This window comes from Runella sp. CRIBMP, assembly GCF_009905605.1.
Classification (GTDB): Bacteria; Bacteroidota; Bacteroidia; order Cytophagales; family Spirosomataceae; genus Runella.
In genome coordinates this window covers 230,228-254,113 of the sequence record NZ_JAAAKZ010000004.1, presented here as the reverse complement: position 1 = coordinate 254,113, position 23,886 = coordinate 230,228, and the positions used below count along the sequence as shown (strand labels likewise).

Genomic DNA, 23,886 nt, shown 5'->3' with positions numbered 1-23,886 from the left:
GATTCGTCAGCGCGGTTTATTTTTTACTTGCTAAAGGGTTCATAAGGGTATTCAAAATGCCTTCCATACCCGTTTTGATGGAAGAAGCGGCGGGGGCTTTTTTCTGCGACCAGACGGTTTCGGGGCGGCTTTGAAGAAGCGTAAAATTCTGACCAGCGGGCAAATCGGCATCAATCGCCCACTCAATGTCCTGCGGACATCGGTAATGTTTCTCGATAATTTTTGCCATCCGACACACGATTTTCACTTCCTCTTCGCTCAGGCTGGACTGCGTGGCCCGCTCGTCCACAATCTCGCGCGTTAGCACCCGACGGTTTATTTTATCGGGTACGTGTTCGATGTGTTTGTTTTGAATATTTGACTCAAGAATTTCCATCATTACCTTGTCTACCAAGAAGTTATCTGGCGTAACTTCTCCCGACACCACCGCCTCACCCAGCCCCCAAGAAGCGTCAATGACGATTTTGGAGCGGTCGCCGTTGGTCGGATTGAGCGTCATGGCAACGCCAGCGGTGCGGGCATTGACCATTTTTTGAATCACCACACTCATCAGCACTTCGTCTTCTTTGATTTGCTGGTTGCGACGATAATTGATGGCCCGCGAGGTGTACAAACTCGCCCAGCAACGGCGTACGTGTTCGATGACCTCCTCCTCTCCCACCACCCACAGATAGGTGTCTTGTTGTCCCGCAAAACTCGCATCTGGCAGGTCTTCGGCGGTGGCACTCGACCGCACCGCCACGGGCAGGTCATTGGTGGCTCCTGCGAGGGCACAAAGTTGGTGATACGAAGCTTTGATGCTATGCTCTACTTCGGAAGGCAACGGACTTACCAATAATAAACCGCGCACTTCTTCCGATACCTTATCCAATTCAGCCACGTTGGCGCAATCAATGCCGTTTACTTTTTCGTAAATAGCCTCAGCAAGCGCAGAACCTTGCAAGAAGTCGGCGTAAGCGTGGGTAGTAATGCAAAAACCAACGGGAACTGGCAAATCAGCAGCACTCATGCTGGCCAAACTTGCCCCTTTGCCGCCCAACAAATAATATTCTTCGGGCAAAGCTTCTTTAAAAAACAACGTGTATTTCATTTTACGAAAAGGGTTTTGACTGCTTTTTTACCACTCCACTTCCAAGGCCACGGGCGCTCTGAATGAGGTATTTAGGGCAAATTGAAAGACTTGATTTTCTTTAATGGTGAGGTGTGGAATCTTGCGGGTCAGTTCTTCAAGCACAATCTTAAATTCTAGTTTTGCCAAGGACGAACCCAAACAAAAATGGATGCCGTAGCCAAACGACAGGTGCTCTTTGGCGTTGGGCCGTTGAATATCAAAGGTTTCTCCATTTTCAAAATTGGCTTCATCCCGATTTGCCGAACCCATCACCAACAATAAATTAGAACCCGCTGGAATGGTCACACCTCCGATTTCGCTGTCTTCCAGTGCTTTACGGCGCCAAGATACAATCGACGGTGAAAACCGAAGGATTTCTTCAATCGCGTTGGGAATCAGGCTAGGATTCTCGCAGATGGCGTTCCAACTTTCAGGATGGAGCAACAACTCGCGGATGCCGTTGCCCATCAACGAAGTGGTGGTTTCGTGGCCTGCAAACAGCTGACTGTAACAAATCGCCGCAATCTCGCGGTCGCTGATTTCGTGACCTTCGGCCTGCAACCGCACCAAATCTCCCGGCAAATCGTCGGTGGGATTTTCTTTGCGCAGCGCTACCAAGTTTTGGCAATATTCCCAATACCTCACCATATTTTGGGCGTGAACCAACTGCTCTTCTTCCGTCAAATCGCCCCAAGTAATCAGCAAGCGGCTTTCGGCCCAGCTTTTTACCTGCTGCACATCTTCGTTGGGCACCCCCAACAACATAAATATCACCAAGGCGGGCAAATCATACGCCAACTGCTTCACGATTTCGGCGTGGCCTTCGTTTTCAAACTTTTCGATCATCTCAATGGCCAACGCCCTGATGCCTGGTTCGAGCTTTTTGAAGCGACTCAAGTTGAAGGCCATGCTAACGATACGGCGTATACGTGTGTGGTCGGGTGGGATGCGTCCCGACAGGCCCGACAGACCAATCATGCCTTGGTCTTCCATTAATTTTTTGGCTTTCGGCGCAATCGGTTTAAACGGCGATTGGGCATTTTCGGAGGTGTAGGTTTTCCAATTGCTAAACACCGCCTTAATATCTTCGTAGCGGGTCACGACGTAATACCCTAATTCTTGGCTGTAAAATACAGGCTGCTCGTCCCTCGATTTTTTGTAAAATGGAAAAGGATTTGTGAGATCAAAAGGCTTGAATTCTTCGCTTATTTTGTGATAGGGACAGGTGCTCATTGGGAACTGTTTTTTTGAGTTGACTTTCAAAACATACCCAAATGTAGAAAACAATCCTTTGGTTTTTCTTTGGTTTTTTTAGTAGTATTTTAATTCTTTTTAGAAAGATTCAAATATAATTGTCTGATTTCCTCCGAAGGTGCTCCGATATTGAATTTTTTGAGCGATTCAGTATAGATTCGGTACTGTCGGTGCAGGGCGTCAAATCGCTTTGATTCGGCCAATGCCAGCAATTTTTCCTTGTGGGCTTCTTCCAAATTGGGATTTTCGCCGAGGGCTTTGTCGCAGTAGTTTATCGCCAGCGAGAGATTCCCCATTTGCCGGTGAATTTTTGCTAAACTGTATAGAAGTTTGTAGTACATTTCTCGGTACCACGTGCGTTTGCTCCAGCACCAATCATTTTCATTGTTCTCTACGTATTTGAGCGGAATGTCCATAAAAAGGTCGCCCGTGTAAAGCCGCTCCGCCGACTCGTAGCAAATCTTACATTGCTCCAAATTGCCCTCTTTCAGGTGCTGGTTGCCTTTGAAACACAACTCCTGAAACATCGGCAGGTCAATCCAACTGTCGTACGGCAGTCGTAAATAATATATTGAGCCTTGATGCACGATAAAAGAAGATTGTTTTGAGGCATCATCATGGCCGTTGAGCACGAGCCGCAAAAAACGGATAGCGTGGTACAAACGATTCAGGGACTGCTCGATGCTGTCGGCTTCCGACCAGAGCAAATCGGCTAATTCTTCCGTATTAGCTCCTTTTTCCCCGCGAATCAACAAAAAAGCAAACAGGGTTTTTAATTTGCGCGTAGCACCTGCTTTGGTGTTCCAGTCAATCAATTGGCCATTTTCGCGGTAAATCCGAACTTCTCCCAAACACCTGATTTTCCAGCGCCCTTCGTTGGTTTGGGCGGTCATGGTTTGAAAAGGCCGCTCCAAAGGGTACGCCTGTTTTTCGTCGTTTGTCTCTACCGCCACCTGTACTTCATCCACCACCTGATGCGTATCAATGGTGGAAAGCCAGTAGTTGAAGCGCGGTTTTAGTTGATTTTTTTTAATAATACGGGGCGGCAAATAATACGGATTCGCTTTCAGCCCCTCGTGGGTGTAAATTTCGGGGTGAGAAAACAAGCCCAAAAGCAGTTGTTCGTCCAACAACACCGACTCGTTGTAGACGCACACGATGGTGACAGGGTACGAAACCAACAGTTCCTGAAACGCTTCGTGCAGTTCGCGCAGATAAATATCGCCCGAGGGCGTTCTGACCGCCCACGTCATTTCAAAAAAGAAGACCGAATCTGCTTGCATTTCAGCAGGAATGGCGCTGATATGGGCCTGTAATGCTTTCATCACGGGTTTTGCCCGCACAACTTGTTCCCGCAAAAAAAACTCTCCCGACGAAACAACATCTCCTTCATTATCAACCAATTCAACCTCGAAAAATTCTTTCACGTTGGTCACACTTTGTTCATCAGCCACGTACAGCCAATGTTTATGAACGCCGATGATTCGTTTGATTTGTTGCCAAAGAAGGGAATAATCGCTAAAGAAAAGCCCCGGATATTTTGCTGCCATTGTGTCGTTGGGCTGCCGCATGGAGCAACCGAATGCAAGTATAGCAAATCCACCTTGGTTTATGCAAAACCGCCCCGAGAAGTTGGGCAAAATTCCAATCCTCGGGGCGGTTGACTTAGTGTTTTTTTACTTGATTTTCTTCAAATCTTTTACCGTAACGGTTCCACCAGGATAGGTAAAACTGAGGCTACGACCGCCGTTGTCTTGCGATTGCTGCACGCCCGTGAGCGGAAATCCTTTGGTGCTGTATTTGGTGATTTTGCCGTCCTGCTCCAATTCGACAACGAGCACATTTTCAGCCGCGAAGTAGGCGTATTTACTCCCATTTTGGCTACCACTAAACGCAGGCGACGAATATTCCTGTTCGGCTTTTTTATCGGTCTTGCTTTTCTTGGGAGCGGCGGCCTTCTCTTCTTCGGCCATCGTCTGCGAGAGCGGCACCAGCTCGGCACACAACTCGGCCACTTTGGCCTTCAAGGAATTGTTAAACATATCGCCAATCATGACCATCCCCCCCTGCCATTGGCCCATACCGCCCAATTCGGGGATATTGAATTGTACCTGACGGCCGCCCGACAGTTTGAGTCCTGCCAGTAATGAAGAAACGGTTTCTTCACTTACGTTGTATTTTGAGGCTATTTCTTTAATCTTTTTCATGTTTCTTTTTTTTGTTTCTAACTGCCAAATGGTGTTGACTCGCCCAAAAGGACATAACAATTTACAAATTATCCCTAAATAATCATGCCATAAGCTACAGTTTTTTCAACAAATCCCAATCTCCAACGGCTTTGAGATAGAGAAAATTGAGTAAAATACCGTTGGCATTGTTGATGAGGCGATGTCCTTCGGCAAAAGGCAACACCACAGTTACAATGCGCTCATGTTCAGAAGCTTCTCCCATAAACAAATCATCGTAGCTCATGATTTTTTCTTTGGGAAGTGTGAGCTCGCAATAGAAATAGTACATGGTTTCGTCGCTCGTGCCAGTAGAAGGATAGACGGGGTAATCTAACAGGCGAATTAATTGATTTTTTTCGACCGTCATCCCCGTTTCTTCAAACACCTCTTTGGCAGCCACTTTGACCGCATCCGACTCACTATCAAGCATTCCAGCAGGATGCTCGTAGGTCAGAGAGCCGTCGCAAATGCGGCGTTGACGAACCAGCAGCAGGTATTTCTCGCGGGTTTCTTCATCAATCAAACACACCAACACGCACAATACCTCGCCCTTCAAGAAGCAAATAGGGGGAATTTTGTCGCCTTCGGGCGTGGTAGCGTCGAGCATCAACAGCGAAAAAAGCGCATCGCCGTGACCGTTATGGCGGGTAAATTTTTCCTCAATCTGGTGAATTTCAAGGCCATTTTTTAACAAATTGGCTTTCCAAAGGTTAAATTTGTGAGAATCAAAGACGTTTTCGAGCATAACAATTGCATAAGCTAACAGTGGGTATTTTTTTAGTGCAAAGTACACAAAGAAGGCACACTATCCGCAAAAAGTCGTTATTATCGTGCTTTATTAACTCCCATTTTCGGTATGGAACTCGCTATCAGTACCCCCGCTATTTTATTTTCGACCGTTTCGTTGATGATGATTGCCTTCACCAACCGCTACTTGGCCATCGCCAGTTTGATTCGTGAATTGCACGATAAATTTCGGATAAGACCCGATGAGAACTACGTCGAGCAAATCAAACACCTTCATAGGCGCGTACACATTATCCGAAACATTCAATTTATCATCGTTACGAGCCTGCTTTTGAGCGCAATTTCGATGCTTTTCATCTATTTACAGTATCAATCTGTGGCGCAGGTATTATTTTTCGTGGCGTTATTGTTACAAATCGGCGCGCTGAGTTTGTCAATCTGGGAGATTTCGCTGTCTATCCACGCACTGAAAATCGAACTAAGCGACATGGAAGAACAACTCGGCAAGCAATTTGGCTTTTTTGGGCGGACAAAATCCAAAAACATTGAATAACCACTCTATTTCACACTTCTAACCAACTAAAATCAATGAGAAAACCACTCCTATTTATCTGGTGCCTTTGTGCCTACGCTACGTTTGCGCAAGACGGCTACCAGACGCCCCCCAAACCCCTGGCCGATTTGATTACCGCTCCACCTACCCCAACGGTGAGCGTAGACAGCAAAGGTCAATGGATGCTGATTTCGGAACGAAACACCGCCACTACGACCATTGCCGAACTTTCACAACCCGAGTACCGAATCGCTGGTTTGCGCATCAACCCCGCCACCAACGGCCCGAGCCGGGCGGTGTACGTCAACAACCTTAAATTACGGCAGGTTTCGGCCAATCCTACCGACGTTCAGGTAACGGGCTTGCCCACCAATCCGCAAATTTCCTCGATTCAATGGTCGCCTGATGACAGCAAAATCGCTTTCACGCACACGACCGACACCAAAATTCAACTGTACGTGGTCGATGTAGCCACCGCCGTGGCCACCAAAGTAAGCGACGTGGCCCTCAACGCGGTGTTGGGCGTGCCTTACCAGTGGCTTTCCGACAGCAAATCGTTCATCGTCAGAGGAATACCTGCCGAGCGTGGTGCCGCCCCCGAAATCAGCCGCGTACCTTCGGGACCGACCGTTCAGGAAAACCTCGGCACAAAGGCCCAAGCCGCTACTTATCAGGACTTATTGAAAAGCCCCGCCGACGAGAAGCAATTTGAATACTACGCCACGGCCCAAACGATGAAGCTTGGACTCGACGGCAGTGTGCAAAAAATCGGCAATATTGGCCTCATCGCCACTGCTGCCCCTTCACCCGACGGTCGTTATGTGATGATTGAGAGCATTCACCGTCCGTTTTCTTATCTGGTGACGGTCAACCGTTTTCCTTCTAAAATAGACATTTTTGACGCCGCTGGTGCATTGGTAAAAACCCTGACAGACATTCCGTTACAGGAAAATGTACCTTGGGGGCAGGATGCCGCTCCTTCGGGACAACGCAACCACAACTGGCGCAACGACGCGCCCGCAACGGTGTATTGGGTAGAAGCAAAAGATGGCGGTGACCCCAAGCGCAAAATTGCCATTCGCGACGTGGTGTACACGTTGGACGCGCCTTTCAGCGGCGAAGCCAAAGAAATCTACGCGGCGGCCTATCGTTTTGGCGGCGTGACCTGGGGCAATGATCAAACGGCTTTGTTTTCGGAGCGTTGGAACGCCACCCGCAAAATCATCACTAAATTGGTAAATCCAAGTAATCCTGCCAATCCAGTTGTATTGTTTGACCGCTCCTCGGAAGACCGTTACAACAACCCCGGCACGCCCGAGTTGAAGAAAAATGCCTACGGCGAATACGTGCTTGACATCACGGCCGCCAACGAAATCTACCTCACGGGCCAAGGTGCCTCTCCCGAAGGCGACCGTCCGTTTGTGGATGTGTATAGCCTCACCACCAAGCAGGCCAAGCGTTTGTTCCGCTCAGAAGCGCCGTTTTTTGAGCGCCCCATCAGCATCCTGAACGCCGAAAAAGGTTTGATTCTGACTTCGCGCGAGTCGCAGGAAGAGCAGCCGAACTATTTTATCCGTAATCTGAAACCTGCGCTCAAAAAAGGCAAAAAAGCGGCCGAGCCCGCGTTGACGCAGGTAACGTTTTTCCCGCATCCTTACCCGCAATTTAAGGGCATTCAGAAACAACAACTGCGCTACAAACGCCCCGATGGCGTGGATTTGACGGCCATGTTGCTGCTGCCTCCCGGCTATAAAAAAGAAGACGGTCCGCTACCGACGTTTCTGTGGGCGTATCCTGCCGAATTTAAGAACGCCGCCGCCGCCGGACAGGTCAACGGCTCTCCGTACCAGTTTAACCGCATCAGCTATTGGACAGGCGCGGCCTTTGTCACCATGGGTTACGCGGTGTTGGAAAACGCCTCCATCCCCATCGTGGGCGAAGGAGACAATGAGCCTAACGATACTTACGTAGAGCAGTTGGTGGCGAGTGCCAAAGCCGCCATCGACGAAGGCGTACGCCTCGGCGTAGTGGATGCCAGCCGCGTAGGCGTAGGAGGCCACTCTTACGGTGCATTTATGACCGCCAACTTATTGTCGCACAGCAACTTATTCAGAGCTGGAATTGCGCGCTCGGGCGCTTACAACCGTACTTTGACGCCGTTTGGCTTCCAAAACGAGCAGCGCACCTACTGGCAAGCCCCCGATGTGTACAATAAAATGTCGCCGTTTATGAACGTAGATAAGGTAAAAACCCCGCTCCTATTGACCCACGGCGAAGCCGACAACAACACAGGTACGTTCCCGATTCAGTCAGAGCGGTATTACAACGCCCTCAAAGGTATGGGTGCCACGGCCAAGTTGGTGTTTTTACCCTACGAAAGCCACGGCTACACCGCCAAAGAATCGCTCCTGCACATGCTGTACGAGATGAACGGCTGGTTGGACAAATACGTAAAAAATGCACCCGCCACGCCCCCCGCCACCAAGACGGGCCAAATGTCGGGCGAGAAGCGCTAAGGCATTTATATCATTCAGTAGGAATCAACTACGTTTAAAGGGCAGCCGGTTGGAAACAGCCGGCTGTTTTTTTATATTTGAGGGCAGGCTATTGCGTAAACCCCTCCACCCCGCAGGTATATACGCAACTAGATGCGTATATACAGATGTTAGCGGCAAGTATAACGACCCGTCAGATATTCACGACAGTTCAGCGTAACAACCAATTAGTTCTTTCCTTTTTTATAGACAGACCTTCGATATGCACCACCCCATTTTGCCAACTCATCAATTAGGGGCGAAAGACTTTTACCATATTCCGTTATTGAATACTCAACGGTTATTGGCTTTGTGTTTTTTACTGTTCGGCTTACCAAATTATTCATTTCCAAATCTTGAAGTTCCTTTGAAAGCATTTTTGTTCCAATTCCATTTACTTCTCTCAACAAATCCATAAACCCTAATGTGTTGCCCTCAATGAGCGTTCCCAAAATATGGAACTTCCATTTCCCAGACAATAGGCTCATTGCATCGCTAATAGCTTGCATTCTTACCTGACAGACAGGTGTGGAATTTATGATAGCATTTTTTTTCATTGACTTCAATTGATTTTTATGAGCTACAAAGTTACAAATTCCTTTGATAGTTTCCAACAGGAAACTACTTTCTAAAAGGAAATCCGTAGCAATTATACATTTGATGTGTCGTAATTTTGTGCCATAAATAACAATTTAAAATTTTAAAAAATGGTACAAGAAACAACAAAAGCACTTAAAGTTGTGCAAGAAATGCTTACAGCATTTGGAAAAGGCGATATGGAAGCCTTGAAACAAACCTTATCTGATGACACCATTTGGGTTTACCACGGTACAGATGGTATTCCTTACAATGGAACATACCAAGGTAAGGATGGAGCAGTCAAATTAATTACGAACATTATGACTAATGTTGATGTTTTGGATTTTCAGGTATCTAAAATCGTAGCTGACCAAAACACAGTTATTGTTTTAGGAAATGAAAAGCAAAAAATTAAAAGCAATAGCGAAGTGTTAGAACAAAAATGGGTGCAGGTTTACACGGTAGAAAATGATTTAATCACAAGATTAGACGAGTTTGCTAATACTGCATTTTCATTACAACTATTTCAAAAATGAAATCAATTCAAAAAATAATTATATTATCAATCTTGCTTGGCAACCAAAGTTGCCAAGCTCAAACAAAAAAGAAAATGGACAATAATAATCCTTTACTATGCGACCCTGAAAGTGGAGTTTGCGAAATACCTACTAACAAAACAAATTCGGTAGACAGCAGTTCAGTAAAAGCAAATAAAAAACCAATAAAAATAATTTATTATACTGACCCTATTTGCTCATCTTGTTGGGGCATTGAGCCACAACTACGAAAACTCAAATTGGAATATGGAAACAACATTGAAGTTGATTATAGAATGGGTGGTTTGTTGCCAAATTGGAGTTACAATAGTGGTGGCATTAGCAAACCTTCTGATGTAGCTCACCATTGGGACGAAGTAAGTGTTTATTACGATATGCCAATAGACGGGAATGTTTGGTTGGAAGACCCATTAAATTCTTCTTATCCACCTTCAATTGCTTTTAAAGCAGCACAAATACAAGACAATGAAAAAGCAATTTTATTTCTTCGTGAAATACGAGAAATGGTTTTTCTTCAAAAAAAGAACATTACTAAATGGGAACATTTAGAATTAGCAGGAAAAAAAGTTGGACTTGACATTGTTAAGTTTAAAGCCGATTATGAAGGAAAAGCAAAAGAACTTTTTGAAGAAGATTTAAAATTAGGCAGAGAATTAGGTGTAAGGGGTTTTCCGACAATTTTTTTTACAGACACAACAGGACAAAAAGAAATGGTTTATGGTTCAAAACCATACAACACTTTTGAGAGTGCCTTGTTAAAACTGTTTCCAACTGCAATCAAAACCAACTATGACAGAACTTGGAATGCTGTATTTTCTAAATATCATTCATTGACCGCAAAAGAATTTTCCGAACTTACAGAAACACCAAGGAATGAAAGTGAAAAATATTTAGACGACTTAACAGCAAAAGGACATTTAAAAAAACTGACAACAAAAAACGGAGCAATTTGGACACTAAAAAATACCAGCCGCTAACAGGGGTTTTGCAAAAGTGGGGCATTTGTACTAAATTTGAGCATTGGAATTCTAATCAACATTTGTGCTAAATTGAACATTTGTACTTCTAATTCCCCACCATCGCAAAGCCCCGAAACGTTAGCGATCAGGCTAGAACGATAACTCAACGATAAAACACAAAGAAAAAAATGAGAAAAATAGTTTATTATGTAGCAAGCTCAATTGACGGATTTATTTCGGGCTTGAATGACGACATCAGCGGTTTCGTAGGAACAGGAAATGGCGTGGACAAATATTTGGCAGACTTAGCAAATTTTGACACTGTTATTATGGGGAGAAATACTTATGAATTTGGTTATAAGTATGGCTTAAAACCTGGACAACCTGCATATCCACATATGAAGCATTATATATTTTCAAACAACTTAAAACTTGAAAACCCAAATCAGCAAGTGCAAATAAAAAATTTAGACCTTGCTGAAATAGACAAACTACAAAGGGAAGAAGGAACAGATATATATCTTTGTGGTGGTGGGCAGTTTGCAGGTTGGCTTTTAGAAAATAAAAAAATTGACACCTTAAAGTTGAAACTTAATCCTTTGATATTGGGAGAAGGTATCAAACTATTTGGGAACTCATCTTCAAATTACAAATTGAAATTAGTAAACAGTTCAATATATGAGAACGGGCTGCAAATTATGACATTTAGAATAATCTATTTAATGTGATCACGGAAAAAGCCCGAACCGCCAACACGGAATTTGCGTCAGGCGGGTGAAATTCAAACTTCGGGCTTTTTGCTTCGTATCAAGTTCAGTGCTGGCAGACAGTTTAGTGCTTCGAAATCCACCTCTTCCCAAACCGTTAGCAGCAAGGCAATCGAACTAACGCTAAAAAAAATAAAATGGAAAACATAAACGGACTCATTACATTGAATGATTTTTCAAAAATTGAAATCAGGGTCGGTACAATAATTAGTGCGGAACTCTTTAAAGAAGCAAAAAAGCCAGCATATAAAATTTTAATTGACTTTGGCGAATTCGGAATCAAAAAGACATCAGCACAAATTACTAAATTATATATCCCAGAAGAAATAATTGGGAAACAAGTTATAGCAGTGACAAATTTTCCTACAAAACAAATAGCCAATATTCAAAGCGAGTGTTTAGTTTTAGGAGCGGTGGACAATGAGGAAGTAACCTTATTGACAACAGACAAGCAAGTGAAGAACGGGCTAAGAATTGGATAAAACATTTGTCTAAACGAAAATGAATTTATAGTCAATTAACTACCACATGATAAAGTCTACAAAATGAGGGGTATAAAAAAGAAAACGACGATGACTAAATTTTTAAATTCAATCTCACAAGCATTTCATCTTGTAAGCTGTATTCAAATTCCACATTTATTACCAAAGTAGCTTGAGTTTTTTCATGATAAAATCGAATAAATCAGCCTTATGCACAAAAGATGAATAACAAACTTATAAACTACTTTCTGAAAATAACCAACCTAACTACGGATGAAATTAACGTACTTTCGGAGAGTATGATTATAAAAAGTTTACCCAAAGGGCATTTATTATTAAAAGATGGCCAATACAACAATGACACCTATTTCATCCTTGAAGGACTGGTGAGGCAGTACAAACTCATTGACGGCAACGAAATCACAACAAATTTTTTTACTGAAGAACAATGGATTATTTCATTAGAAAATTTTAAAGTTAAAACACCATCCAAGTACAATTTAATCTGTGTAGAAGATACAAGTTTAGTTATTGGAAATGAGCAAAAAGCGCAGGAATTATTTAAACAGTTTCCGCGATTTGAAACCATTTCTCGTCAAATACTGGAAAGTGTATTTTTTGAACAACAAAATTTAATGAACACCTACATTACCGACAAACCAGAGCAACGTTACTTAAAACTATTGAAATCAAGGCCTGAAATTTTTCAAAGAGTACCTCAATATGACATTGCTACTTATATTGGTGTAAAGCCCGAGTCGTTGAGTAGAATAAGAAAAAAATTGCAAACAAAAAATCAAAATTCCTAATCTATACTTCTTTTTGTCTTAACCATTTAATAGCGTACCCAACAATAAAAAGAGTAGTGGCTATTTCGATAGAAGCAAAAAAAATATAGTATTTTGTAACACTCCCCATAAAAAGAGTAATAATCATTACAATCGTTTTTAGACTGCCAGCCATTATATTTGCCCAACAATTCATATTTTTACGTAATACCCTGGAAAGCAGCACCATTGCAATTGGAATTTCCATAAGTATGCCAGCATAAAGCAAAAAATTTTCATTTATTGCAAGTCCATCAACATTACCCGTTAAATACTGTTTTAATAGAGATGAATCCATCAATCCAATTAAATCGCAGTAAAGGTAGTTTAGGGTTACAAAAATCCAAATCGTTGATAGAGAACTCTTCTTATTTTCCATTATAGTTATTTTTAAAGTTAGTTGATTGTTCCCCTAATGGACATCCATTTATTTTATGTTTCGATGACGCCACAAAAGTATCTCTGCCCTATTTTTATTTCATTGACTTTGGTTAAGAAATGAATCCTAACTTTGACAAATCGAAGTTTAAAGAGCTAAAAAATATAACGCTAATCCTGAGCCATCGTAAAACAAACCGCTAAGAATGAACAGAGAAATCACAAAAGAAGTAGAAACTTTTTGCCCCACAAACATCCAAGATTGGCGACAATGGTTGCAAGAAAATCATCGTTCAAAACAGTCGATTTGGCTTGTTTATTATAAAAAGAAATCTGGCACACCAAGCATCACTTGGAGCGAAGCCGTCGACCAAGCCCTTTGTTTTGGCTGGATAGATAGCACTTCAAAACCGATTGATGATGAGAAGTTTATGCAGTTTTTCTGCAAACGAAAACCGAACAGTGTTTGGTCAAAAATAAACAAGGAAAAAGTGCAGCGATTGACAGAGGCAGGACTAATGACGCAGGCTGGTTTTGAGAGTATTGAAACCGCAAAACAAAACGGTTCGTGGAGCATTTTGGATGAGGTAGAAGAACTCACGATACCCCAAGATTTGGCCGACAAACTCAAAATAAACACTGGAGCAGAGGAGTTTTTCTTGAGTTTGAGCAAATCGGTCAGAAAAAGCATCTTGCAATGGCTGGTGCTCGCCAAACGACCCGAAACCCGCCAAAATAGAATCACCGAAATTGCTGAACTTGCCGCCCAAAAGTTAAAGCCTAAACAGTTTAAATAATAAAACGAATACGGCTTCGGGAATGTCTTTGGTGAAATGAGTGATGAGAGGTAAATGGCCATTTTTTGGCAAATTTCCACACAAACGGAACTGACACCGCCCCAAAATAAGTTACCTTTCTTTTCAACAACTTACTTTTCAGATGACTTCTCTCGACATCGCAAAACAGTATTACGACAGTTTTAACCGTAAAAATTGGCAAGGAATGTTGGATTTATTGGCCCCTAACGTGCGCCATGAACCCAATCAGGCCGACGAGCCGCGCATTGGCATTGAGAAATTTACAGAGTTTTTGCAAAGCATGGACGATGCCTATGAAGAAACCCTGACCGACATGGTTTTCTTCAGTGAGCCCAACGATACACGCGTGGCGGTGGAGTTTGTGGTAAACGGAATCTACAAAAAAGGTGAAGAAGGCTTTCCCGTGGCCCACGGACAATCTTATGTGTTGCCTGCGGCGGCATTTCTGGAAATAAAAGAAGGGAAAATCACCCGCGTAACGACCTACTACAACCTCACGCTTTGGATAAAATTGGTATCGTAAGGAGGGGGGCACGCAGAGTCGCTAAGACGCAAAGATTTATCATAACAATCCGCCTTCATGTTCACAAATCTTACATTTGTAGCCAAATGCGGCCCTGAAATAGCCTCCGTAATTGAGGACTTGGGGAAGTTGCGCATTGCCGTTTTTCGGGATTATCCTTATTTGTACGAAGGCACACTTGACTACGAAAAAGAGTATTTACAGATTTATACCAAAGTGCCTCGCTCCTTTTTGTTTGCGGTCTACGACGGCACGGAAATGGTGGGTGCTACCACCTGCATTCCCTTGGCTGACGAAACCGCAGACGTTCGGTTGCCTTTTGAAAAAGCGGGTTTTGACATCAACGCCATCTTTTATTTTGGCGAAAGTATCCTCGTCCCCACCTACCGTGGACTGGGCTTAGGGCATCGTTTTTTTGACGAGCGCGAAGCCCACGCCCGTAGCTTTGGCACTTATAAAATGACCTGTTTTTGTGCGGTAGAGCGCGCAGAAGACCACCCCTCAAAACCGCAGAGCTACCGACCAAACGACATATTTTGGACCAAACGCGGCTATCAAAAAGAGCCTACTTTGCAAAGCACCTTTGAGTGGCCAGACATTGGTCAAACGCAATCAACCCCCAAGAAAATGGTCTACTGGTGCCGTCCGCTACATCCTCGACCCTGAGCATTTTTCTATGAAGAACCTAACCGTTGCCGCTGCGCAATATCCAATTACGGAACATAAAACTTTTGAGGATTGGCAAAAACATACGGAGCAATGGATTGCGCAAGCTGTAGCCCAAAAAGCGCAATTGTTGCTCTTTCCCGAATACGGTTCCATGGAATTGGTGAGCATTTTCGGCCCCGATATTCGGGGCGATATTCGTCGGCAAGTGTTGGAATTAAATTCACTTAAAACGGATTTCTGCGCTGTTTTTGCCGCATTAGCCCGAAAGTATCAAGTGATTATTGTGGCCCCAAGCCTGCCCGTAGTCGAAGAAAATCACCAACACAACCGCGTATTTGTTTTCTCACCCGACGGATTAGCGGGCTACCAAGACAAGTTTTTTATGACGCGCTTCGAAGACGAAGAATGGGGCATCCAAAGCGCGCCCAAAATCCTCGCCCTGTTTGAAGCAGATTGGGGAAGTTTCGGCGTTCAGGTTTGTTACGATGTTGAATTTGGACTGGGCTCCCACCTGCTGTGCGCGGCGGGCGCTTCTTTGATTCTTGCACCGAGTTGCACCGAAACCCTCCGGGGAGCTACTCGGGTACACGTGGGAGCTCGGGCCCGGGCGTTGGAAAATCAAGCCTATACGGTTGTTTCCCAAACCGTTGGCAATGCCCTTTGGTCACCTGCCGTGGACATTAACTTCGGCTACGCCGCGTGTTATTGCACCCCCGACAAAGACTTGCCCGAAGAAGGAATCCTCCAAACCATGACGCCACAAAAGATGGGCTGGCTTGTAGAAGCGCTTGATTTTGACAAGATAGAAACCGTCAGACGGGAGGGGCAGGTGTTCAATTTTAAAGACCACCAACGCCTCCAAAGTACATTTTTAACCGAAAAAGTAGCGATTCACAAAGTGAGAGTTTAATACTTTTACATATCGTTTATACGGTGAAGTGGCCGAATTTACTACTTTCAATTCGGTCCTTTGACCATTAAATAAAAGCCCCTCGCTTCATAAAGAAAGAGCCATAAAAAGTTGTTAGCTTTGGCCTTAGATTATTCATTCCGTCTAACGGTCAACCCTTTATGAAACGTAGAACATTCCTAAACCTAGGTGCCGTGGCTGGTACCGCTACGCTTGTTGCCAACCCTTCACTCACCCAAGCGATTCGTACCAAGCCCGCCCGAATCATTGTCTTAGGGGCAGGATTTTCGGGACTTTCGGCGGCTTTAAAGTTACACGATGCCAACATGGATTTTGTCGTACTCGAATCCCGCAACCGCGTAGGTGGGCGGGTGTTTACGCACGTACTCGACGACGCCAATGACCTCCGCGTAGAGCTTGGTGCCGAATGGGTGGGGCGCTCACATGAGGAAGTGCAAAAACTCTGCAAACGCTTTGATATTGAACTATTTAATAATCAATTTGAAACTGATTTACTCTTTCGTGGCAGCTACCAACCCAGCGACCAATGGGAGTACAGCGAAGAGTGGAAAAAACGTTTTGAAGAGATTTTGAAAAACTTCAAGAACCTTTCTGACGCCCAACAACGTGAACTAGACAACATGGATTGGTGGCGTTTTTTGGTCAATAATGGCATTCCCGAAAACGATTTGTTTCTTCGCGAGCTGCTCGATAGCACCGATTTTGGCGAAAGTATCCGCCATGTTTCGGGGTTTTCGGCCTTATCGGAATACGCCGAATCGAGCAAAAAAAATGAAATGGACTTCAAAATGAAAGGTGGCAACGGCACCTTGGCCCGCAAAATCACCGAACACATCGGCAGCGATAAAGTAAAACTCGGCTACCACGTAGAAGCCATCGAACAAAAAAACGGCAAAGTAAAAGTCACCTGCACCAACGGCGAAACCTTTGATGGAGACCGACTTATCTGCACAATTCCGACCTTTTCGTTGGCAAAAATCAAATTTACGCCCGCGTTGCCCAAAGAAAAAATCAACGCTATCAACGCTTTGCAATACGCCCGAATCAACAAACATGCGGTGCTGTTTAGCGAGCGTTTTTGGGGACGCGAAGATTTCGACCTCATCACCGACACCTCAGCTCACTATTTTTACCACGCCACCAAAAACCAACCCGCCAAATCAGGGGCGCTTATCTCATACAGCATTGGCGAAAAAGCCGACGTTTTTGGCTGGAATGACGACCACCTACGCAAACAAATGGTGTTGGAAAGCCTCCGCCCGCTAGCCCGCGCCGAAGATTATTTTCGCAAAGAAGTCAATTATTATTGGGGCAGCGACCGCTATTCCAAAGGAAGTTATGCCGTATACGGCAAAGGTCAGTGGTTTAATATCCGACCAATATTAGCCGCCAAATTCATCAATATTCATTTTGCAGGCGAGCATATCGCTGATTGGCAGGGATTTATGGAAGGTGCCGTAGCTACGGGAGCCGAAGCCGCCGAGGCCGCTTTGGCTTAATTTTCAGGTATTTTATTTTCACTCCTCCCCGCACGTTGCGTATTATTGAATCCAACAAACGGGGAGTGTTTTTATCTAGGGAACTGACAAAAATTCAAAAAAATCATTCATAGCAAATATAAATAAACAAACGTTCATTTATATTTGCATTTAAATGAGAACACGGGACGAAAATAAAGAGCAGCTTGTTCGCCAAAAAGCCTTAGAATTAATTGTATATCAAGGCCTTGAAGGGTTTAGTATGCAAAAACTCGCAAAAGCGGCGGCGGTTTCTCCAGCTACGCTTTACATTTATTATAAAGACAAAGAAGACCTGATTACCCAAATAGGAATTGAAATAGGCAAAAAATTTAGCGCGACCATTCTGCAAAATTTTGACCCCACACTGCCCTTTGCCGAGGGGCTTCGTATTCAGTGGCGCAACCGAGCAAAGTACGCCATTGAAAATCGACTGGAAACGGAATTTTATCAACAAATGCGAAGTTCTTCTTTCAGGGATAAAGTGATGGGAAGTTTTATGGGCGAATTCAAAACGGTGATGGGTCAGTTTGTCCATAATTCGGTGCAACGGGGCGAACTTAGCCCCATGCCTATCGAAGTGTTTTGGTCAGTTGCTTACGCGCCGCTTTATAATTTGATTCAATTTCACAATGAAGGCCACAGTTTGGGGGGTAAACGTTTTGAATTTTCTGAAGAAACTATGAATCAGACTTTTGAATTGGTTCTTAAAGCGTTGAAGCCCTAAAAATTTAACCAAAAATTAATGCCATTCTCCCCAAAAAACGGAAACGTTTTGGTGTTATCAAATAAGTTTTTGAATGTACAAAAATGCTGATTCATGGAAAAACTGCTTCAAATTCTAGTCTTCAAAACAACCGTCAAAACCCCGCAAGACCGGGCAACTTTAGCACCTTTTATGGCTACCTTGGAGCAGATAAACCGCTGGACGGTCGATTGTGAAGATTGTGATTGTGTGCTTCGTGTAGAAGCCGAAGACATTTCCCCCCAGGAAATCATTGAATTAGTACTGCGGGCAGGGTTTGAATGCATTGAATTAGGGGACTAATCCCCCTTCCTTTTAGACTTCTTAAATGCCCGTATCATTTACTTAGAACAGCCATTAAAAATATCACTCGCTTTTTATAAAAACACCCATGAAGCAAGCAAACATTATCCCATTATCCTCCTATCAAAAATCGGTCATTGCCTTGTTGGCCATTACCCAATTTACGATTGTTCTTGATTTTATGGTCATGTCGCCCTTGGGCGATTTGCTCATGAAATCGTTGGTCATTACCCCTTCTCAATTTGGTTTGGTCGTGTCAAGTTATGCTTTTAGTGCTGGTATTTCGGGACTGCTGACGGCAGGCTTTGCCGATAAATTTGACCGCAAACGACTGCTGTTGTTTTTTTACATCGGCTTTATCATCGGTACACTTTTTTGTGGTTTGGCGCCCACCTACGAAGCCCTCGTAGCGGCGCGCATTTTCACGGGTATTTTTGGTGGGGTCATTGGCTCCATCAGTATGGCCATCATTACCGACATATTTTCGCTCGAACAGCGCGGCCGGGTGATGGGATTCGTCCAGATGGGGTTTGGGGCTAGTCAAGTATTGGGCATTCCCATCAGCCTCTATCTAGCTACACTTTGGGGCTGGCAATCACCATTTTTGATGATTGTTGGATTCAGCACCGTCTTAGCCCTCATTATTATGCGGGTGTTGAAACCCATTACCCAGCACCTCAAACTCAAAACTGAGCGTAAGGCGTTAGCGCATTTAGTTCATACCATTACCCAAAAGCATTATCAAACCGCCTTTTTAGCCACGGCACTGCTTTCCATCGGTGGGTTTATGATGATGCCCTTCGGAAGCGCGTTTGCTGTCAACAACTTAGAAGTCAGCCAACAGCAATTGCCAATTATATTTATGGTATCGGGCATCAGTTCGCTCATTGTGATGCCTATGATTGGGCGGCTGAGCGATAAAATCGAAAAATTTAGCCTTTTTGCGTTTGCCTCCGTTTGGATGGTCGTGATGGTGCTAATTTATACCAATCTACCCGTAGTTCCGTTGTGGGTGATTATTATTTTCAACGTATTGATGATGATGGGAATCATGAGCCGGATGGTACCTGCCACCACGCTCACCAGCGCCATACCAAAGATGCAAGACCGTGGAGCGTTTATGAGCATCAACTCCTCGCTGCAACAAATTGCGGGTGGAATCGCCTCGTTTGTGGCGGGTCTGATTGTGGTCCAAAAAGACAATTTCAGTCCACTGCAAAACTACGATGTGTTAGGAATTGTAGTATCAGTCGTTTCTCTTTCTTGCATTTATATGGTTTATCGAGTAAACAAATTGGCCAAGAAGAACGCAGCCTCAGCACCCAAAGAGCAACCCGTCTAAGGCGATTTTCAAGTCAAACAATGTACTATTACATTTTTTGACGTCGAAGGTTTGATTTTTAATGACAAAAGGGAAATAATTTTGTAGAATTGCGGTTACCAATTTGGTCAACATTTTTTAAACAACCCAATAATCACTATTCTCATCAAAACCATGGCAGCAATCAAAAGAATTTCTAATGCCGTTTGGAAAGGTACTGGACTGGAAGGCAGCGGAACCCTTAGCTCAACAAGTGGCGTTCTGAACGAAACTCCTTACTCATTTGCGGCCCGCTTTGTAAGCGAAGACGGCAAGGCAGGCACCAACCCCGAAGAACTCATCGGTGCTGCCCACGCGGGTTGCTTTTCAATGGCCCTCAGCTTTCAATTGACGGGTGCGGGCTTCCCTCCTACTCAATTGGCCACCAAAGCCACCGTTGAAATGGAAAAAGGCGATGCTGGTTTTCGGGTATCAGCCATCAAACTTGCCGTAGAAGGAACCGTTCCGGGCATATCAGAAGAAAAATTTCTTGAATTGGCAGGTGTTGCCAAAGCCAACTGTCCTATTTCGCAGGCGTTAGCGGCGGTGCCCATCAGCTTGGACGCTAAGTTGGTGTAATTTCAAAGTATTGAATCCACAAAAAGGGTGGTCTCAGAATTTTGAGGCTACCCTTTTTTATCAAAATAAGGGGATTTCAAACGTTTTTTATTGTTTTGGCATTATAGAAAACGAGGTTGTGAGCAACCAACGTTATCGCTCGGGCAACAGTTTCCCCGGATTCATCAGATTTTGGGGATCGATGGCGTGCTTGATGGCCCGCATTATATCCAGTGAGTCGCCGTGTTCAAGGGCCATGTATTGTAATTTTCCCACGCCGATTCCATGCTCTCCAGTGCAGGTACCACCCATCGCCAACGCCCGCCGTACCAAGCGCTCATTCAAGGCTTTGGCCCGCTCAAACTCCTCTTTATCTTCGGAATTTATAAGAATCGTGAGGTGAAAATTACCATCGCCCACGTGCCCAAGAATGGGTGCCATAATGCCCGTTTTTTCAATGTCCTGCTGCGTATCTACGATGCACTTTGCGAGTTGAGAAATAGGCACACAAACGTCTGTCGACATCAGTTTTGCGCCTGGCCGCAGCGCCATGGCAGAGGGTGCCGCGTCGGTTCGGGCACGCCACAATCGCTTGTGACGGGCTTCGTCTTTTTCCCATACAAAGTCCGCCGCCCCAAAAGAATGGGCGTATTCTTCCACTTTTAGGATTTGACCTTCTACTTCCGCCACCGCGCCGTGAAACTCCAGAAACAGTGTCGGCACTTCCTCATAATCAAGCGATGAATACCGATTAATGGCACGCATCATGGCGGCATCTAGCAGTTCAATTTTGGCAATGGGCACACCTTTCTGGATCGTTTTGATGGCAGTGGCTACCGCCGCTTCGACCGTCGGGAATGCACAAACCGCCGCGTAGATGGTTTCGGGCTCACTGTGCAGTTTTAATGTAAGCTCCGTAATGACGCCCAACGTGCCTTCGGCCCCGACCAAAAGGCGCGTCAAATCATACCCAGCCGACGATTTTTTTGCTTTACTACCCGTTTTAATGATTTTACCATCGGGAAGCACGGCCGTTAGCGCCAATACGTTATCTTTCATGGTTCCGTAGCGAACGGCATTGGTGCCTGACGCCCGCGTGCTTGCCATTCCGCCCAAGGTCGCGTTTACCCCTGGCCCAATGGGAAAAAAGAAACCCGTGCTTTCGAGCAACTCGTCCAGTTGATTGCGCGTTACACCCGCCTGGACGAGTACGTACATATCATCTTTATTGACTTCAAGCACTTGGTTCATTTCCCGAAGGTCGATGCAAATACCGCCTCTTAACGCCAATACGTGGCCCTCAATGGAAGTTCCTGCCCCAAACGGAACAATCGGAACGCCATACTTAGCACAGATAGACACAATACCTGATACTTCTTCGGTGGTGTTTGGAAACACCACGACATCTGGCGGCATACATTCATGGTAGCTGTATCCCGCGCCATGCGCTTCTCGAACGTCGGCATTGACGCTGAGTCGCGCGCCCAGAAGCGCGGTGAGTTCTTGAAAAAAAGGAGGGTTATTCACGTAAAAAAACTTAAAAAGAATTATTTATCAAACTGAAGCTTTGCCAGTAAATCATTGGTAACGCCTTCAGTGTACATGCCATAACCACTCACCAAAAGTCCTTTGATTTGATGATTTTCGGATGAGATGGCGTACAAAACCGCCTCATCGGCGGGGTCGGTTGGGCCTTCAAATCGAAAAAACTCATCAATTTTAAACTCATCGGCAAACACTTTGAATTGTCCTTCACGACATTCCAGACAATCTTCTCTCAGGTTAAAATCTTCTACATAGCCTTCTTGACGAAGGGCCTCCATGGTCTCAGAAAGTGTGTCGTAAGCTTGCATGTTGAGTATGTTTAAAGGTGCGTTAAATCTTGGTATTCAGGATGTTCTTGAATGTATTTTTTAAAAAAAGGACAATAGATTTTTACAGGCCATTGTTCTTTTCTGATGGTATCAAGGACAAACACGGCCAATTGAGCGGCTAATCCCCTGCCACGCAATGCGTGCGGCACGAAAGTATGAAGGATATAAATCGTTCCTTCTTTCCATTGATATTCCACAAAGACCATTTCTCCGTCAACTTCTGCCTCAAAACGATGACGTTCAACGTTGTTTATGATATTCATGCGGTACTTTTTAGGCTTTCACTAATTCTACGACCGTAATTTCGGGTAGAATCCCCACCCGCCCAGGATAACCAATGTAACCAAACCCGCGATTTACGTACAAATGTTGGTCGCCTTCAGTATACAACCCGCCCCATTGCTTATAACGATATTGCACTGGACTCCACTGAAAACCACCGATTTCGACGCCAAACTGCATCCCATGGGTGTGCCCCGCAAAGGCCACATCAATGTCTTTATAAGTCGGTGTTACTTGTCCGTTCCAATGGCTTGGGTCATGTGAAAGTAATAATTTTACTGGAAAATCTTGGGTATTTTCGTAGGCATTTTTAAGGTTACCATATTTGGCAAAACCTCCCATGCCCCAGTTTTGAATCCCCAAAAGGCCGATTTGCTCATTGCCAACTTTGATGGCGCGGTGCTCGTCCAACAGTAAATCCCAGCCCATCAGGCGGTGGGCTTCCTTCAAGTCCTGAAGGTTTCGGTGCTTGGCTTCTGCGCTTGTCCATTGGTAATAATCACCGTAATCGTGGTTTCCTAAGACCGAGAATGTCCCCAAGGGTGCTTTGATTTTTTTGAAAATATCAATGTAATCCTTTACTTCATCGGCGGTATTGTTGACCAAATCGCCAGTAAAAAAAAACAAATCGGGTTTCTCGGCCATGAGCATTTCAACACCTCCTTTTACGGCTGTTTTATTGAAAAAACTGCCCGAGTGAATATCCGAAAGCTGACCGATTTTGATACCGTCAAACGCCTTGGGAAGGTTTTTGACGGGAATGCGTACCCGACGAATGCGGTAATCATGCGCTCCCGAAATAATGCCGTAGGTAAACCCTGACATTGTTGTGCCCGCCACGGCCAAGGCCGTTTTCATCAAAAATTCCGAACGGGGAATCGCATCGGCTTGGGGTGCCGACGTGGGCGATTGGACGCTGGACGAACCGTTGGTAAAGAAGCCTGTCACCCATTTTCCAAACCGAATGACATCGTCAATCAAAAGAATAAACAGGGCGAAGAATTTGGCGAAATAGGGAATCAATAAAGCAGTCCAGATGAATTGGCGGGTCATGCGACTGAGGGAATCTGGCGGAACCAGAAATTGGGTCACAATCCAAACCACTAAACTAACGGCGGGAATAGCCCAATAAATGCCGTGAATGAGACGGCGCGTGTCGGCAGGACTGTCGCGGGTGAGGGTGCGGACGGCTTGGAAAACGTAATAATCCAACAAAAAGAAAATGCCAATGGTGATAAGGATGGCTGGGAGTCGATTCATATATCTGTGAGAATGGGTTTCAGTCTGTAACAAAATACCGACCTAAAAAGTGTATAATGGAAGTAGATTT

General features: G+C 44.7%; 27 protein-coding genes. 16 read left to right on the top strand and 11 right to left on the bottom strand.

Annotated elements, in window-relative coordinates; translation table 11 throughout:
- Nucleotides 1-16 precede the first annotated feature (16 nt).
- The 5 genes from GVN20_RS14360 to GVN20_RS14340 form a co-directional block, all read right to left on the bottom strand.
- Entirely contained in the window at nucleotides 17-1,090 is a 1,074-nt protein-coding gene (locus GVN20_RS14360; RefSeq protein WP_166559001.1) for a PEP/pyruvate-binding domain-containing protein, read from the bottom strand.
- A 27-nt stretch (nucleotides 1,091-1,117) separates the two neighbouring features.
- Nucleotides 1,118-2,344, bottom strand: coding sequence for a cytochrome P450 (locus GVN20_RS14355; RefSeq protein ID WP_166559000.1), 1,227 nt, complete (start codon nucleotides 2,342-2,344; stop codon nucleotides 1,118-1,120).
- Nucleotides 2,345-2,433: 89 nt separating this feature from the next.
- A complete protein-coding gene (locus GVN20_RS14350; RefSeq protein WP_166558999.1) occupies nucleotides 2,434-3,915 on the bottom strand; it encodes a BTAD domain-containing putative transcriptional regulator in 1,482 nt (493 codons plus the stop codon).
- Nucleotides 3,916-4,041: 126 nt separating this feature from the next.
- Complete coding sequence (locus GVN20_RS14345; protein WP_166558998.1) at nucleotides 4,042-4,572, bottom strand: SHOCT domain-containing protein; 531 nt, start codon at nucleotides 4,570-4,572, stop codon at nucleotides 4,042-4,044.
- Between the two features lie 94 nt (nucleotides 4,573-4,666).
- Nucleotides 4,667-5,338, bottom strand: a complete 672-nt coding sequence (locus GVN20_RS14340) for an NUDIX hydrolase (protein ID WP_166558997.1) — start codon at nucleotides 5,336-5,338, stop codon at nucleotides 4,667-4,669.
- A 111-nt stretch (nucleotides 5,339-5,449) separates the two neighbouring features.
- Here GVN20_RS14340 and GVN20_RS14335 point away from each other — a divergent pair, with 111 nt between their 5' ends.
- Together GVN20_RS14335 and GVN20_RS14330 are read left to right on the top strand one after the other, a co-directional pair.
- Nucleotides 5,450-5,893: a DUF2721 domain-containing protein gene (locus GVN20_RS14335; RefSeq protein ID WP_166558996.1), complete on the top strand. Its 444-nt coding sequence runs from the start codon at nucleotides 5,450-5,452 to the stop codon at nucleotides 5,891-5,893.
- 35 nt (nucleotides 5,894-5,928) lie between these two features.
- Nucleotides 5,929-8,409: a prolyl oligopeptidase family serine peptidase gene (locus GVN20_RS14330; protein ID WP_166558995.1), complete on the top strand. Its 2,481-nt coding sequence runs from the start codon at nucleotides 5,929-5,931 to the stop codon at nucleotides 8,407-8,409.
- A gap of 206 nt (nucleotides 8,410-8,615) precedes the next feature.
- Here the strand turns inward: GVN20_RS14330 and GVN20_RS14325 are convergent, their stop codons facing one another.
- Nucleotides 8,616-8,984, bottom strand: coding sequence for a helix-turn-helix domain-containing protein (locus GVN20_RS14325; protein WP_166558994.1), 369 nt, complete (start codon nucleotides 8,982-8,984; stop codon nucleotides 8,616-8,618).
- A 150-nt stretch (nucleotides 8,985-9,134) separates the two neighbouring features.
- Here GVN20_RS14325 and GVN20_RS14320 point away from each other — a divergent pair, with 150 nt between their 5' ends.
- The 5 genes from GVN20_RS14320 to GVN20_RS14300 all read left to right on the top strand — a co-directional run bounded on the left by GVN20_RS14320 (nucleotide 9,135) and on the right by GVN20_RS14300 (nucleotide 12,580).
- A complete protein-coding gene (locus tag GVN20_RS14320) occupies nucleotides 9,135-9,542 on the top strand; it encodes a nuclear transport factor 2 family protein (protein ID WP_166558993.1) in 408 nt (135 codons plus the stop codon).
- Nucleotides 9,539-10,540 carry a ClpXP adapter SpxH family protein gene (locus tag GVN20_RS14315; RefSeq protein ID WP_229599071.1) on the top strand — a complete coding sequence of 334 codons (1,002 nt, stop codon included), beginning with the start codon at nucleotides 9,539-9,541 and terminating at the stop codon, nucleotides 10,538-10,540. Before GVN20_RS14320 ends, GVN20_RS14315 begins: the two co-directional genes overlap by 4 nt.
- A gap of 170 nt (nucleotides 10,541-10,710) precedes the next feature.
- Nucleotides 10,711-11,250 carry a dihydrofolate reductase family protein gene (locus tag GVN20_RS14310; protein ID WP_166558992.1) on the top strand — a complete coding sequence of 180 codons (540 nt, stop codon included), beginning with the start codon at nucleotides 10,711-10,713 and terminating at the stop codon, nucleotides 11,248-11,250.
- A 176-nt stretch (nucleotides 11,251-11,426) separates the two neighbouring features.
- Nucleotides 11,427-11,771, top strand: coding sequence for a tRNA-binding protein (locus tag GVN20_RS14305; RefSeq protein ID WP_166558991.1), 345 nt, complete (start codon nucleotides 11,427-11,429; stop codon nucleotides 11,769-11,771).
- A gap of 221 nt (nucleotides 11,772-11,992) precedes the next feature.
- Nucleotides 11,993-12,580, top strand: a complete 588-nt coding sequence (locus GVN20_RS14300) for a Crp/Fnr family transcriptional regulator (protein ID WP_166558990.1) — start codon at nucleotides 11,993-11,995, stop codon at nucleotides 12,578-12,580.
- Between the two features lies 1 nt (nucleotide 12,581).
- Here the strand turns inward: GVN20_RS14300 and GVN20_RS14295 are convergent, their stop codons facing one another.
- Entirely contained in the window at nucleotides 12,582-12,977 is a 396-nt protein-coding gene (locus tag GVN20_RS14295; RefSeq protein ID WP_166558989.1) for a DUF6326 family protein, read from the bottom strand.
- A 205-nt stretch (nucleotides 12,978-13,182) separates the two neighbouring features.
- Here GVN20_RS14295 and GVN20_RS14290 point away from each other — a divergent pair, with 205 nt between their 5' ends.
- From GVN20_RS14290 to GVN20_RS14250, 9 genes are all read left to right on the top strand, one after another.
- Nucleotides 13,183-13,773, top strand: coding sequence for a YdeI family protein (locus GVN20_RS14290; RefSeq protein WP_166558988.1), 591 nt, complete (start codon nucleotides 13,183-13,185; stop codon nucleotides 13,771-13,773).
- A 142-nt stretch (nucleotides 13,774-13,915) separates the two neighbouring features.
- The gene (locus tag GVN20_RS14285; RefSeq protein ID WP_166558987.1) at nucleotides 13,916-14,317 is read left to right on the top strand and encodes a nuclear transport factor 2 family protein; all 402 of its coding nucleotides are present in this window, start codon (nucleotides 13,916-13,918) and stop codon (nucleotides 14,315-14,317) included.
- A 57-nt stretch (nucleotides 14,318-14,374) separates the two neighbouring features.
- Complete coding sequence (locus GVN20_RS14280; protein WP_166558986.1) at nucleotides 14,375-14,983, top strand: GNAT family N-acetyltransferase; 609 nt, start codon at nucleotides 14,375-14,377, stop codon at nucleotides 14,981-14,983.
- 10 nt (nucleotides 14,984-14,993) lie between these two features.
- Nucleotides 14,994-15,896 (top strand): carbon-nitrogen hydrolase family protein, encoded by a 903-nt coding sequence (locus tag GVN20_RS14275; protein WP_166558985.1) that lies wholly within the window; start codon nucleotides 14,994-14,996, stop codon nucleotides 15,894-15,896.
- A 161-nt stretch (nucleotides 15,897-16,057) separates the two neighbouring features.
- Entirely contained in the window at nucleotides 16,058-17,416 is a 1,359-nt protein-coding gene (locus GVN20_RS14270) for an NAD(P)/FAD-dependent oxidoreductase (RefSeq protein ID WP_166558984.1), read from the top strand.
- A 154-nt stretch (nucleotides 17,417-17,570) separates the two neighbouring features.
- The gene (locus GVN20_RS14265) at nucleotides 17,571-18,161 is read left to right on the top strand and encodes a TetR/AcrR family transcriptional regulator (RefSeq protein WP_166558983.1); all 591 of its coding nucleotides are present in this window, start codon (nucleotides 17,571-17,573) and stop codon (nucleotides 18,159-18,161) included.
- A 93-nt stretch (nucleotides 18,162-18,254) separates the two neighbouring features.
- Entirely contained in the window at nucleotides 18,255-18,482 is a 228-nt protein-coding gene (locus GVN20_RS14260) for a hypothetical protein (RefSeq protein ID WP_166558982.1), read from the top strand.
- 88 nt (nucleotides 18,483-18,570) lie between these two features.
- The gene (locus tag GVN20_RS14255; protein ID WP_166558981.1) at nucleotides 18,571-19,824 is read left to right on the top strand and encodes an MFS transporter; all 1,254 of its coding nucleotides are present in this window, start codon (nucleotides 18,571-18,573) and stop codon (nucleotides 19,822-19,824) included.
- A 153-nt stretch (nucleotides 19,825-19,977) separates the two neighbouring features.
- Nucleotides 19,978-20,421: an OsmC family protein gene (locus GVN20_RS14250; RefSeq protein WP_114065951.1), complete on the top strand. Its 444-nt coding sequence runs from the start codon at nucleotides 19,978-19,980 to the stop codon at nucleotides 20,419-20,421.
- 132 nt (nucleotides 20,422-20,553) lie between these two features.
- On the opposite strand, the gene GVN20_RS14245 is transcribed toward GVN20_RS14250, so the two are convergent.
- The 4 genes from GVN20_RS14245 to GVN20_RS14230 are packed head-to-tail and all read right to left on the bottom strand — an operon-like array spanning nucleotide 20,554 to nucleotide 23,816.
- Nucleotides 20,554-21,927 carry an FAD-binding oxidoreductase gene (locus GVN20_RS14245; protein WP_166558980.1) on the bottom strand — a complete coding sequence of 458 codons (1,374 nt, stop codon included), beginning with the start codon at nucleotides 21,925-21,927 and terminating at the stop codon, nucleotides 20,554-20,556.
- Nucleotides 21,928-21,947: 20 nt separating this feature from the next.
- Nucleotides 21,948-22,253 carry a phosphoribosylpyrophosphate synthetase gene (locus GVN20_RS14240; RefSeq protein WP_166558979.1) on the bottom strand — a complete coding sequence of 102 codons (306 nt, stop codon included), beginning with the start codon at nucleotides 22,251-22,253 and terminating at the stop codon, nucleotides 21,948-21,950.
- 11 nt (nucleotides 22,254-22,264) lie between these two features.
- Nucleotides 22,265-22,537 (bottom strand): GNAT family N-acetyltransferase, encoded by a 273-nt coding sequence (locus GVN20_RS14235; RefSeq protein ID WP_166558978.1) that lies wholly within the window; start codon nucleotides 22,535-22,537, stop codon nucleotides 22,265-22,267.
- A gap of 10 nt (nucleotides 22,538-22,547) precedes the next feature.
- Nucleotides 22,548-23,816, bottom strand: coding sequence for a metallophosphoesterase (locus GVN20_RS14230; RefSeq protein ID WP_166558977.1), 1,269 nt, complete (start codon nucleotides 23,814-23,816; stop codon nucleotides 22,548-22,550).
- Nucleotides 23,817-23,886: the final 70 nt, after the last annotated feature.